We start from the raw sequence: 14,424 nt of genomic DNA, 5'->3' as shown, positions 1-14,424 counted from the left end.
AGCGAGTCCAGCGTGACCACCAGGCCACCGGCCGCGTCGGCGGCCTGGACCGCCAGGGCGTCCGAGCCGTTCGGTGCGATCCGCACCCGCAGCGCCGAGGCACCCGCGGCGTGCAGCACCAGGCCGTTCCATGCGAACGCCAGCACCGGCTGCCCGGAGTCGTCCCCTTCCGCGCCCGCCGCGGCCCCGATCGTGGCGGCTTGCAGGGCGGCGTCGAGCAGCGCGGGGTGGAGTCCGAACCTGTCGGCCTCCTTGCGCTGCTCCTCGGGCAGGGCGACCTCGGCGAAGACCTCCTCGCCGCGCCGCCACACCGCCCGCACGCCCTGGAACGCCGGACCGTAGCCGTAACCGCGCTCGATCAGGTCGCTGTAGAAACCGCCGACCTCGACGGGCTGCGCGCCGGCCGGCGGCCACGCGGTGAAGTCGATGTCGGTCCCCTGCGCCGACGGCGCGGCCGACAGCGTGCCGGTGGCGTGCCGCGTCCACGCGTCTTCCTCGTCGGCGTTCTCCTGCCGGGAGTAGACCTCCACGGCGCGCGAGCCGTTCTCGTCCGGCGCGCCCACGGCGACCTGGACGCGTACGCCGCCCTGCTGCGGCACGACCAGCGACGCCTCGATCACCAGCTCTTCCAGCACCCCGCAGCCGGCCTCGTCACCGGCCCGGACGGCCAGTTCGACGAGTCCCGTGCCGGGGAGGATGACGACACCACCGACGGCGTGGTCGGCCAGCCAGGGGTGCGACTTCAGCGAGAGGCGGGAGGTGAACACCAGCCCGTCGGACTGCGGCAGCCGCACGACCGCCCCAAGGAGCGGGTGGTCGGCCGCCTCCTGTCCCAGCGCCGCCGCGTCCGTCGCCGAGCCGGTCTCCTGGAGCCAGTAGTGCTGGTGGTCGAAGGCGTACGTCGGCAGGTCCACGCCGGCCGACGTGGCGCCGGCCGGCAGGACGCCGGTCCAGTCCAGGGTGACGCCGCGGACGAACAGTTCGGCCATGGAGGCGAGGAGTCGGCGCGGGCCGCCTTCCTCGCGGCGCAGGGAACCGGTCACCACAGCGCCGGCACCCGTGTCGCTGTCATCGACGATCTCGGTGATCGGCTGGACCAGCACCGGGTGCGCGCTGACCTCCACGAAGACACCGTGACCCTGGTCCAGAAGCTCGGCGACGGCCGGGCCGAAGCCCACCTGGCCGCGCAGGTTGCGATACCAGTAGCCGCCGTCCAGAACCCCGGCATCCTCCACCCAGCCGCTGACGACGGTCGAGTAGAACGGCACCACCGGCGCCTGGGCACTCACCTCCGCCAGCGTCTCGGCGAGCGTGTCGCGGATGTCCTCCACATGCCGGGTGTGCGAGGCGTAATCCACAGCCACCCGCCGCACCCGCACACCATCGGCGGCCAACGCGTCCAGCGCCTCGTCCAGCGCCTCGGCGTCACCCGCGATCACCACCGACGCCGGTCCGTTGACCGCCGCCACCTCGACCCGGTCCGCCCAACGCCCCAGACGGACGACCGCCTCACTCTCGGCCAGCGCCACCGACGCCATACCGCCGCGCCCGGCCAGTCGGCCGGCGATCGCCTGACTGCGCAAGGCCACCACGCGTGCCGCGTCCTCCAGCGACAGCGCCCCGGACACACACGCCGCCGCGATCTCACCCTGCGAATGGCCCAGGACCGCGTCCGGCTTCACGCCGACCGAGGACCAGACCGCCGCCAGGCCGACCATCACGGCGAAGCTGGCGGGTTGCAGCACATCCACCCGGTCCAACAGCTCCGGCTCGGCGTCACCGCGCAGCACGTCGATCAGCGACCAGTCGACGAACGGCTCAAGGGCAGCCGCGCACTCCGCGATCCGCTCCGCGAAGACCGGCGACGAGTCCAGCAACTCCCGCCCCATACCGGCCCACTGAGAACCCTGACCCGGGAACACCCACACGACCTTGCCCGGCGAACCGGCACTGCCCGTGACCACACCCGGCGCGCCCTCACCACGCGCCAGCGCACCCAGCCCGGCCAGCGCCTCCGCACCCGACCCGGCCACCACCACCGCACGCTCGCTCAGCAACGCCCGGCCCGACACCAACGCCCCGGCCACCGACGCGAGCGGCACCTGGTCGCCGCCTTCGACGAACGCCGCCAGCCGGCCGGCCTGCCCCGCCAGCGAACCGGCACTGCGCGCCGACACCACCAACGGCACCACACCCGCGGGCACCGTCTCGTCCGCGACGGGCACAGCCGCCTCGGCAGGCGCCTCCTCCAGGATCAGATGCGCGTTCGTCCCACTGACACCGAACGCCGACACCGCCGCTCGACGCGGGTGCCCGTTGCTCGGCCACTCACGGGTCTCGGTGAGCAGTTCCACCGCGCCCGCGGACCAGTCCACCTTGCTCGTCGGCGCATCCACGTGCAGCGTCTTGGGCAGCATCTCGTGCCGCAGCGCCTGCACCATCTTGATGACGCCGACGACACCCGCGGCGGCCTGCGTATGACCGACGTTCGACTTCAACGAGCCGAGCCACAGGGGCTTGTCCGGTTCCCGGTCCCGGCCGTAGGTGGCCAGGAGCGCCTGCGCCTCGATCGGGTCACCGAGGACCGTACCGGTCCCGTGGCCCTCCACCACGTCCACATCCGCGGGTGAGAGCCCGGCGCTGGCGAGAGCCCCGCGGATCACCCGCTGCTGCGAGGGACCGTTCGGAGCCGTCAGGCCGTTGGACGCGCCGTCCTGGTTCACCGCGCTGCCCCGCAGGACCGCCAGGACCCTGTGCCCGCGCTCCCGCGCCACCGACAGGCGTTCCAGGACCACGACACCCACACCCTCGGCCCAGCCCGTGCCGTCCGCGGCGTCCGCGAACGCCTTGCAGCGGCCGTCGCCGGCCAGGCCCCGCTGGCGGGAGAACTCCACGAAGGCGCCGGGGTTGGCCATGACGGTGGCGCCGCCGGCGAGCGCCATGGAGCACTCGCCCTGCCGCAGCGCCTGCGCCGCGAGATGCATCGACACCAGGGACGACGAGCAGGCCGAGTCGATCGTGACGGCCGGGCCCTCGAAGCCGAGGACGTACGACACGCGGCCCGAGGCCACACTCGTCGATCCGCCGGTGCCCGCGAAGCCCTCCAGTTCCGGTGTGACCACGCTGGCGCCGGGCGCGACATAGCCCTGGCCGAACACCCCGGAGAACACGCCGACATCGGCGCCCTTCAGCGAGACCGGGTCGATGCCGGCGCTCTCCAGGGCCTCCCAGGAGGTCTCCAGGAGCAGCCGCTGCTGCGGGTCCATCGCCAGCGCCTCACGCGGCGAGATACCGAAGAAGTCCGCGTCGAAAAGGCCCGCCTCGTGCAGGAAGCCGCCCTTGCTGGTGTACGTCGTACCCGCGCGCTCCGGGTCCGGGTCGAACAGGCCCTCCAGGTCCCAGCCCCGGTCCTCGGGGAAGTCCGACACCGCGTCGCCGCCGTCACGCACCAGCCGCCACAGGTCCTCGGGACCCGCCACCCCGCCGGGCAGCCGGCACGCCATCCCGACGATCGCGATCGGCTCCCGGGAGGCGTCGACGAGCCGGCGGTTCCGCTTCTTCAGCGAGCCGACCTCTTCGAGCGACTTCCGTAGCGCCTCGACGACCTTTTCATACGACGCACTCACTTTGGTTTCCCCAATCCTTCAGCGGTTTCGCGGAGTCAGTTGTCGCCGAGCGCGAGTTGCACGAGGTCGTCGACGTTCAGCTCGGCAATCGCCCTCTCCTCGTCGGCGTCGTCCATCGCGTCGTTCTCCGGTGCGCCGTCGCCGAGGGCGGCCAGCCTGACCAGGGCATCCATCAGTCCGGCTTCCCGGAACCGGGCCAGCGGGAGCGATACGAGTGCCTGCCGCAGCCGCTGTTCGTCCACGTCCGGGCCGGTCGCGCCGCCGTCCGGCACCAGTTCGGTGTGCAGGTGGCGGGCAAGGGTCTGCGGGTTCGGGTAGTCGAAGACCAGGGTGGCGGGAAGCTTCAGCCCCGTCGCTTCGTGCAGCCGGTTGCGCAGTTCCACGGACGTGAGCGAGTCGAATCCGGTGTCCTTGAATGCCGTGTCCGCCCGGACCCCGTCCGGTCCGGCGTGCCCGAGCACGACCGCGGCCTGGGTGCGCACCAAGTCGACGAGGACCTTCTCCTGGTCGGCGGCGGGCAGCCCGGCCAGGCGGCGCAGCAGCTCGCCGTCCCTGGCGGAGCCCGTCCGCGCCTGCTGCCGGCCCGTGCGGACCAGGCCGCGCAGCATGTGCGGCACCTCGCCGCCCGCCGCCGCCTCGGCCCGCACTCCGCGCAGATCCAGCTTGGCGGGCACCAGGAGCGCCTGCTCCGACCCCACGGCGGCGTCGAACAGTTCCATGCCCTCCGCGAGGGGCATCGCCTGGAGGCCACCGCGCCGGTTCATCCGGGACCGGGTGAACTCGTCGGTGTTGGCCGCCATGCCGTCGGTCTGGTCCCACAGACCCCAGGCCAGCGAGAGCCCCGGCAGACCCGCCGTGCGCCGGTTGGCCATCAGGCCGTCCAGGAAGGCGTTGGCCGCCGCGTAGCCGCCGCTGCCCGCGCCCATGAAGACGGCCGAGACGGAGGAGTAGACGACGAACGCGTCCAGGTCCAGGTCTCGGGTGAGCGCGTCGAGGTGGCGTACGGCGTCCACCTTCGGCGCGAACACCCTCGCCAGGCGGGCGGGAGTGAGAGTCCCGACCACTCCGGCGTCCAGGACACCGGCCGTGTGCACGACCCCGCGCAGGGGATGCTCGTCGGGAACCGAGGCCAGCAGGGCCTCGACCTGCGTGCGGTCGGAGACGTCACAGGCCACGACCGACACGGCCGCGCCCTGCTCGGTGAGCTCGGCGACCAGCTCCCGCGCACCCTCGGCGTCCGGCCCCCGACGGCCGGCGAGGACGAGGTGGCGCACGCCGTGCCGGGTGACCAGGTGCCGGGCCGCCAGCGCACCCAGCGATCCGGTACCGCCGGTGATCAGAACCGTTCCCTCCGGGCCGAACACCGCGGCCGGATCCGGGACGTGGGCGGTGGTGCGGGCGAGCCGGGGTGTCGACAGGGTCGTGCCGCGGACCGCGACCTGCGGTTCGTCACCGGCCAGGACGGCGCCCAGGACGGCTTCCGGTCCGTCGGTGGTGGCCGGGTCGGTGTCGATCAGGACGATCCGGTCGGGGTTCTCGGCCTGGGCGGCACGGACCAGACCCCACACCGCCGCTCCGGCCGGATCGGTCACCGCGCCGTCGCCGGCGGGCACCGCGCCCCGGGTCGCCACGACGAGGCGCGACTCCTCGGCTCCGGCCGTGGCCAGCCACGTCTGCACCACGCCCAACACCCGGGACGACAGGGCGAGTACGGCGTCCTCGCCGTCGCCGCCGACGGCCTCCACCACCGCGACCGACGGGGTGTCGCCGCTCGCGGCCAGGGCCTCGACCTCGTCCGCGGTGGCGACCGGCGTCCACGACGGCACGGACCACGCACCCTGGGCCGGAGGCAGTTCGGTCCAGTCCACCCGGAACAGCGAGTCAGCCGTGTGCCCGGCTCCCGCCGGTTGTCCGGCCGACGGCGTCCGCAGCGTCAGCGAGTCCGCCGACACCACCAGGCCGCCGGTCTCGTCCGCCGCCTGGAGCGTCAGCGTGTCGGCCCCGTCGGCCAGCAGCCGTACGCGCAGCGCCGAGGCCCCCGCGGCGTGCAGCACCAGGCCGTTCCAGTCGAGCGGTTGGCGCACGAGGTCACCGTCCGCCGTCGTGTCACTGAAGGTGTGGGCGTGCAGGGCGGCGTCGAGCAGCGCCGGGTGGAGACCGAACTTCACGGCGTCCTTGCGCTGTTCCTCGGGCAGGGCGACCTCGGCGAAGAGTTCCTCGCCGCGCCGCCACACCGCGCGCACGCCCTGGAACGTGGGCCCGTACTCGTATCCCCGCTCGACCAGAACGGTGTAGAGGTCGCCGGCCTCGACGGGCTGGGCGCCGGGCGGCGGCCAGGCGGCGAAGTCGAAGTCCGTCCCCCGGGTCGAGGAGGAGTCCGTCAGCGTGCCGGTGGCGTGGCGCGTCCATGCCTCCGCCTCACCGGAGCCGTCCTCGCGCTGGGAGTACACGTCCACGGGGCGCGAGCCGTTCTCGGCCGGCGCGCCCAGGGCGACCTGGACGCGTACGCCGCCGTGCTCGGGCACGACCAGCGGCGCCTCGGTCACCAGCTCTTCCAGCACCGCGCAGCCGGCCTCGTCACCGGCCCGGACGGCCAGTTCCACCAGTCCCGTGGCGGGGACCAGCACCAGGCCGCCCACCACGTGATCGCCCAGCCAGGGATGCGACTTCAGCGAGAGGCGGGAGGTGAACACCAGCCCGTCCGACTGCGGCAGCCGCACCACCGCGCCCAGCAGCGGGTGATCGGCCGCCGTCTGTCCCAGTGCTGTCGCGTCGGTGGCGGTCTGTGCGGTGTGGAGCCAGTAGTGCTGGTGGTCGAAGGCATACGTCGGCAGGTCCACGCCCGCCGACGTGACCGCCCCGTCCGGCAGCACGCCGGTCCAGTCCACCGGCACACCGCGCACGAACAGTTCGGCCATGGAGGCGAGGAGTCGGCGCGGGCCGCCTTCCTCGCGGCGCAGGGAACCGGTCACGACCACGCCGGCTTCGGTGTCGTCGGCGATCTCCGTGATCGGCTGGACCAGCACCGGGTGCGCGCTGACCTCCACGAAGACACCGTGACCCTGGTCCAGAAGGTCGGCGACGGCCGGGCCGAAGCCCACCTGGCCGCGCAGGTTGCGGTACCAGTAGCCGCCGTCCAGAACCCCGGCATCCTCCACCCAGCCGCTGACGACGGTCGAGTAGAACGGCACCACCGGCGCCTGGGCACTCACCTCCGCCAGCGTCTCGGCGAGCGTGTCGCGGATGTCCTCCACATGCCGGGTGTGCGAGGCGTAATCCACCGCCACCCGCCGCACCCGCACACCATCGGCGGCCAACGCGTCCAGCGCCTCGTCCAACGCCTGAGCATCGCCCGCGATCACCACCGACGCCGGTCCGTTGACCGCCGCCACCTCGACCCGGTCCGCCCAACGCCCCAGACGGACGACCGCCTCACTCTCGCTCAGGGCGACCGACGCCATACCGCCACGTCCCGCCAGTCGGCCGGCGATCGCCTGACTGCGCAAGGCCACCACGCGTGCCGCGTCCTCCAGCGACAGCGCCCCGGACACACACGCCGCCGCGATCTCACCCTGCGAATGACCCAGGACCGCGTCCGGCAACACACCCACCGAGGACCACACGGACGCCAGACCCACCATCACCGCGAAGCTGGCGGGTTGCAGCACATCCACCCGGTCCAACAGCTCCGGCTCGGCGTCACCGCGCAGCACGTCGATCAGCGACCAGTCGACGAACGGCTCGAGAGCGACCGCGCACTCCGCGATCCGCTCCGCGAAGACCGGCGACGAGTCCAGCAACTCCCGCCCCATACCGGCCCACTGAGAACCCTGACCCGGGAACACCCACACGACCTTGCCCGGCGGGACGGAGCCGGCACTGCCCGTGACCACACCCGGCGCGCTCTCACCGCGCGCCAGCGCACCCAGCCCGGCCACCGCCTCCGCACCCGACCCGGCCACGATCACCGCACGCTCACCCAGCAACGCCCGGCCCGACACCAACGCCCCGGCCACCGACGCGAGCGGCACCTGGTCGCCGCCTTCGACGAACGCCGCCAGCCGGCCGGCCTGCCCCGCCAAAGAACCAGCACTCCTGGCCGACACCACCAACGGCACCACACCCGCGGGCACCGCCTCGTCCGCGACGGGCACAGCCGCCTCGGCGGGTGCCTCCTCCAGGATCAGATGCGCGTTCGTCCCACTGATCCCGAACGAGGAGATACCCGCCCGGCGCGGACGACCGCCCCGCGGCCACTCCCGCGCCTCCGTCAGCAGCTCGATGGCACCGTCCGACCATTCCACCTTGGTCGTGGGCTGCTGTGCGTGCAGCGTCGGGGGCATCATGCCGTGCCGCAGTGCCTGCACCATCTTGATCACACCGGCGACGCCCGCGGCGGCCTGCGTGTGTCCGATGTTCGACTTCAACGAGCCCAGCCACAAAGGCTGTTGAGGATCGCGTCCCCGGCCGTAGGTGGCCAGCAGCGCCTGCGCCTCGATCGGGTCGCCGAGGACCGTGCCGGTGCCGTGTCCTTCGACCACGTCCACGTCCGCCGGGGAGATCCCGGCGTTGGAGAGGGCCTTGCGGATCACCCGCTGCTGCGAGGGACCGTTCGGAGCCGTCAGGCCGTTGGACGCGCCGTCCTGGTTCACCGCGCTGCCACGCAGGACCGCCAGGACCCTGTGCCCGCGCTCCCGGGCCACCGACAGCCGCTCCAGGACGACCAGACCGACGCCTTCGGACAGCACCGTGCCGTCGGCGCCGTCCGCGTACGCCTTGCAGCTGCCGTCGGCGGCCAGGCCCCGCTGGCGTGACATGCCGAGGACGCCGATCGGCGATCCCATCACGGCGACGCCGCCGGCGAGCGCCATCGAGCACTCGCCCTGCCGCAGCGCCTGCGCCGCGAGGTGCATGGCCACCAGGGAGGACGAGCAGGCCGTGTCCACCGTGACCGCCGGGCCCTCGAAGCCGAAGACGTACGACACCCGGCCCGACGCCACGCTTCCGGCGGTGGCGGTCGTGGCGAAGCCTTCGAGTTCCGCGGGCAGGCTGGTCAGGGACTCGACGTAGTCGTGGATGGAGACACCGGAGAAGACGCCGATGTTGTCGCCCCGGGCGGTGGCCGGGTCGATGCCCGCCCGCTCCAGGGCCTCCCAGGCGGCTTCGAGGAGGAGCCGCTGCTGCGGGTCCATCGCCAGCGCCTCACGCGGCGATATCCCGAAGAACCCGGCGTCGAAGAGGCCGGCTCCGTCCAGGAAGCCGCCCTTGGCGGTGTACGACGTGCCCGCCTTGTCGGGGTCGGCGTCGAACAGGCCGTCCAGGTCCCAGCCGCGGTCGTCGGGGAAGGCGGACATGCCCTCGCGGCCCTCCCGCACCAGGCGCCACAGCTCCTCGGGGTCGGTCACGCCACCGGGCAGGCGGCACGACATCCCCACGATCGCGATGGGCTCGTCGGGGTCCGCGACGACGGCCGCGGTCGCGGCGGACGTACCGGCCGCCGCCGTGTCCCCCAGTTCCTCACGCAGATGGCGGGCCAGGGCCACCGGGGTCGGGTAGTCGAAGATCAGTGTGGCGGGGAGTTTCACGCCGGTCGCCGCGCTCAGCCGGTTGCGCAGTTCCACGGCGGTCAGGGAGTCGAAGCCGATGTCGCTGAATCCCCGTGTGCCCTGCGCCAGATCGGGGCCGCTGAAGCCGAGTACGGCGCCCGCCTCGGCCTGGACGACGGAGAGCAGGACGCTCTCCTGCTCGTCCTGGGACAGTCCGGCGAGCCGGCGGACCAGTGCGCTGCTGTCCCCGGCGGCCGCCCGCGCCATGCGCCGGCCGGCGCGGACCAGGCCGCGCAGCAGGTGCGGGACTCCCCCGCCGGACGCGGCCTGGCCACGCAGCGTCTTGAGGTCCAGCTTGATCGGTACGAGGAGTGCCTGGCCCATGTGCAGGCCGGTGTCGAAGATGTGCAGTCCTTCGGCCGGGGTCAGCGCGAGGACACCGCCGCGGCTCATCCGGGCCTGGTCGACGGCGCTGAGGTGGGCGGTCAGTCCGGTGCTCTGCTCCCACAGGCCCCAGGCCAGGGACAGGCCGGGCAGGCCCGCCGCGCGGCGCCCGGCCATCAGGCCGTCGAGGAAGGCGTTGGCGGCGGCGTAGTTGCCCTGGCCCGCCGAGCCCATCAGGGCGGCGGCGGACGAGAACACGACGAACGCGTCGAGGTGCAGCTCCCGGGTCAGCTCGTCGAGGTGTCGTACCGCGTCGACCTTGGGGGCGAACACTCCGGCGAGGCGCTCCGGGGTGAGCGTGGCGATCACCCCGTCGTCCAGGACACCGGCCAGGTGCACCACGCCGGTCAGGGGATGGTCGTCCGGTACGGATGCCAGCAGTGTCTCGACCTGGGCGCGTTCGGAGACGTCGCAGGCCACCACGGAGACCGCCGCGCCCTGTTCGGTGAGCTCGGCTGCCAGTTCTCGTACGCCCTCGGTGTCCGGGCCGCGACGGCCGGCGAGGACGAGGTGGCGTACGCCGTGGCGCGCGACGAGGTGCCGGGCGAGAAGGCCGCCCAGCGATCCGGTGCCGCCGGTGACCAGAACCGTTCCCTGCGGTGCGAACACCTGCGGGACGTCGGGGACTTCGCCGGTGACGCGGGCGAGCCGGGGCGCGGAGAGCGTCGTGCCGCGCACGGCGACCTGCGGTTCGTCGCCGGCCAGGACCGCGCCCAGCACGGCTTCCGGTCCGTGGTCGGTGGCCGGGTCGGTGTCGATCAGGACGATCCGGCCGGGGTTCTCGGCCTGCGCGGCCCGGACCAGACCCCACACCGCCGCTCCGGCCGGGTCGGACACGACACCGTCGCCGGCGGGCACCGCGCCCCGGGTCGCCACCACCAGCCGCGACTCCTCCAGGCCGTCCGCGGCCAGCCACTCCTGCACCACACCCAGCACCCGCGAGGACAGGGCGAGGACGGCGTCCTCGCCGTCGCCGCCGACGGCCTCGAGGACCGCGACCGCCGGTGCCCGGGTGCTCCCGGCCAGGGCCGCCACGTCCTCGGCCGTGGTCACCGGCGTCCAGGACGGCGCGGGCTCCGTGCGCGGGGCCGGGGGCAGTCCGGTCCACTCCACGCCGAACAGCGCGTCGCGGCTCTCGTCCGCGGCCGCGGCGTCCAGCTGGTCGGCGGAGACCGGCAGGGACACCAGCGAGTCCATCGTCACCACCAGGCCACCGGTCTCGTCGGCGGCCTGGAACGACAGCGCGTCCGGGCCGCACGGCGCGACCCGCACCCGCAGGGCCGAGGAACCCGCGGCGTGCAGCACGAGACCGTTCCACGCGAACGGCAGCACCTTGCGGTCGTCGTCCGGGTTGGCGAAGGCGTTGGTGTGCAGGGCGGCGTCGAGGAGCGCCGGGTGGATGCCGTACTTGCCTGCTTCTTCGCGCTGTTCCTCCGGCAGGGCGACCTCGGCGAAGACCTCCTCGCCGCGCCGCCACACCGCCCGCATGCCCTGGAACGCCGGGCCGTAGGCGTAGCCGCGCTCGGTCAGGTCGCCGTAGAAGGTGTCGACGTCGACCGGCTGCGCGCCCGGCGGCGGCCACGCGGTGAAGTCGGCGTCGGCCGTCTGCGCGCGCTGCTCGGCGGACAGGAGTCCGGTGGCGTGCCGGGTCCACCCTTCCGCGCCGCCCTCGTCGGCGGTGTCCTCGCGCAGGGAGTACACGTCCACGGTGCGCAGGCCGGTCTCGGCCGGTCCGCTCACCGCGACCTGGACACGCACCGCGCCGCGCTCGGGCAGCACCAGCGGTGCCTCGATCACGAGCTCTTCCAGGACGCCGCAGCCGAACTCGTCGCCGGCGCGTACGGCGAGGTCGACGTACGCGGTGCCGGGGACGATGACGACGCCGCCGATGGCGTGCCCGGCGAGCCAGGGGTGTGTCTTCAGCGACAGGCGTGAGGTGAACACCAGGCCGTCGGACTGCGGCAGCGGCACCACCGCGCCGAGGAGCGGGTGGTCGGTCCCGGTCAGGCCCAGCGACGCCGAGTCCGTGGCCGAGCCGCCCATCCGCAGCCAGTAGTGCTGGTGGTCGAAGGCGTACGTCGGCAGGTCCACCCGTGGCGACGTGGCTCCGGCGGGCAGCATCCCGGCCCAGTCCACGGGCACGCCGCGCACGAACAGTTCGGCCATCGAGGTCAGCAGCCGCCGCGGGCCGCCCTCCTGGCGGCGCAGCGAGCCCGTCACCACGGCGTCCGCGTCGCCGTCGGCGGCGTGGACGGTCTCGGTGATCGGCTGGACCAGCACCGGGTGGGCGCTGATCTCCAGGAAGGCGCCGTGGCCCTGCGCGATCAGCTCGGCCACCGCGGGGCCGAACTTCACCTGGCCGCGCAGGTTGCGGTACCAGTAGCCGCCGTCCAGGACCGCGGCGTCCTCCACCCAGCCGCTGACGACGGTCGAGTAGAAGGGGATCGTCGGCGCCTGCGCGGCGATCCCGGCCAGCGCGTCGGCGAGGGTGTCGCGGATCCGCTCGACGTGCCGGGTGTGGGAGGCGTAGTCCACGGCGATCCGCCGGACCCGTACGCCCTGGTCGTCCAGGGTGTCCAGGGCCTCGTCCAGGGCTGCCGCGTCGCCGGCGATCACCACCGAGGACGGGCCGTTGACCGCGGCGACCTCGACCCGGTCCGCCCAGCGCTCCAGCCGCGCGACCACCTCGTCCTCGCTCAGGGCGACCGAGGCCATGCCGCCGCGCCCGGCCAGCTGCTCGGCGATGGCCTGGCTGCGCAGCGCCACCACACGTGCCGCGTCGTCCAGGGACAGCGCCCCGGAGACGCACGCGGCGGCGATCTCGCCCTGTGAGTGGCCGAGCACCGCGTCGGGCTCGACGCCCACGGACGCCCAGACGGCGGCCAGGCCGACCATCACGGCGAAGCTGGCGGGCTGAAGCACATCGACCCGGTCGAGAAGTCCGGGCTCCGCCTCGCCGCGCAGCACGTCGATGAGCGACCAGTCCACCCACCGTTCGAGGGCGGTCGCGCACTGATCGATCCGCTCCGCGAAGACCGGGGAGGAGTCGAGCAGTTCCCGGCCCATGCCGGCCCACTGGGAGCCCTGGCCCGGGAACACCCAGACGACCTTGCCCGGTGTGCCCGATCCGGAGACGACACCGGGCGCGCTCTCGCCCCGTGCGAGCGCCCGCAGTCCGGCGAGCGCCTCCTCGTCCGACTCGGCCACGACCACCGCGCGCTCGCCCAGCACCGCGCGGCCCGTCACCAGCGCGCCGGCGATCTCCGCCGGGGACGCCCCGTCGGCGCCGGACTCCACGAACGACGCCAGGCGTCCGGCCTGGGCCGCCAGGGAATCGGCGGTTGCCGCCGAGACCACCAGCGGCACCGCACCACCGGGCACCGCCTCTGTCCGGGCGGCCTCCTGGGCAGGGGCCTCCTCCAGGATCAGGTGCGCGTTCGTTCCGCTGGCCCCGAACGAGGACACCCCGGCCCGGCGCGGACGGCCGTCGCGTGACCACTCCCGTGTCTCGGTCAGCAGCTCCACCGCGCCCGCCGACCAGTCCACCTGGGGGGTCGGAGCGTCCACGTGCAGGGTCGCCGGGAGCACCCCGTGCCGCAACGCCTGCACCGTCTTGATGACACCGGCCACACCGGACGCCGCCTGCGTGTGCCCGATGACCGACTTGACCGAGCCGAGCCACAGCGGCTTCTTCGGGTCCCGGCCCTGCCCGTACGTCGCGAGCAGCGCCTGTGCCTCGATCGGGTCGCCGAGGACCGTGCCCGTGCCGTGGCCCTCGACCGCGTCCACATCGGACGGGGAGAGCCCCGCGCCGGTCAGGGCCTTGCGGATCACCCGCTGCTGGGCGGGGCCGTTGGGGGCGGTGAGGCCGTTGGAGGCGCCGTCCTGGTTGATGGCGCTGCCGCGGATCACCGCGAGGATCTGGTGGCCGCGCTCCTGTGCCACCGAAAGCCGCTCCAGGAGCAGTACGCCCACGCCCTCGGCCCAGCTGGAACCGTCGGCGCCGGCGGCGTACGACTTGATGCGGCCGTCGAAGGCGAGGGCCCGCTGCCGGGCGAAGCCGACGAACCCGCCCGGCGTCGACATCACCGTGGAGCCGCCCACGAGCGCCATCGAGCACTCGCCGCGGCGCAGCGCCTGCGTGGCGAGATGGGTCGCCACCAGCGAGGAGGAGCACATGGTGTCGACGGTGACCGCGGGGCCTTCGAGTCCGAGGGTGTAGGCGACGCGTCCGGAGGCGACGCCGCCCGCGGTGCCGAGGGCGCGTTCCAGGCTGAGGAAGTCCTCGTAGCCGCTGAGGTCGGGGGCGTAGTCCTGGTGCACCATGCCGGCGAACACCCCGACGTCGATGCCCCGCACGGAGTGGGGGTCGATGCCGGCCCGTTCGAGGGCCTCCCAGGACACTTCGAGCAGCTGCCGCTGCTGGGGGTCCATGGCCAGTGCCTCGCGCGGCGAGATACCGAAGAACGCGGCGTCGAACTGGCCCGCCTCGTGCAGGAACGCACCCTCGCGCACGTACGTCGTACCGGGGTTGTCGGGGTCCGGGTGGTAGAGGCCCTCGAGGTCCCAGCCCCGGTCCTCGGGGAAGGAGGTGTAGACGTCCGCGCCCTCGGACACCACCTGCCACAGGTCCTCGGGGCTGCGGATCCCGCCTGCGTACCGGCAGGCCATGGAGACGATCGCGATGGGCTCCGCGGCTGCGGCCGCGAGTTCGCCGTTCTCCTGCTGAAGTCGGGCGTTCTCCTTCAGCGAGGCCCGCAGTGCCTCAACGATCTGCTCGTCCGGCGCGGACATAACTTTCCTCCACG

1 protein-coding gene and 1 pseudogene are annotated in these 14,424 nt (G+C 73.6%); both read right to left on the bottom strand.

Features of this window, described 5'->3' with window-relative positions:
• Positions 1-8 precede the first annotated feature (8 nt).
• A pseudogene (locus tag QQS16_RS44080) lies at positions 9-3,605 on the bottom strand (type I polyketide synthase); the annotation flags it as partial.
• Between the two features lie 56 nt (positions 3,606-3,661).
• On the bottom strand, positions 3,662-14,410 hold the full coding sequence (locus QQS16_RS36190) for a type I polyketide synthase (RefSeq protein WP_286066754.1): 10,749 nt from the start codon (positions 14,408-14,410) through the stop codon (positions 3,662-3,664).
• Positions 14,411-14,424: the final 14 nt, after the last annotated feature.

Source organism: Streptomyces sp. ALI-76-A, from assembly GCF_030287445.1.
GTDB lineage: Bacteria > Actinomycetota > Actinomycetes > Streptomycetales > Streptomycetaceae > Streptomyces.
This window is presented reverse-complemented; position numbering and strand designations above follow the sequence as displayed.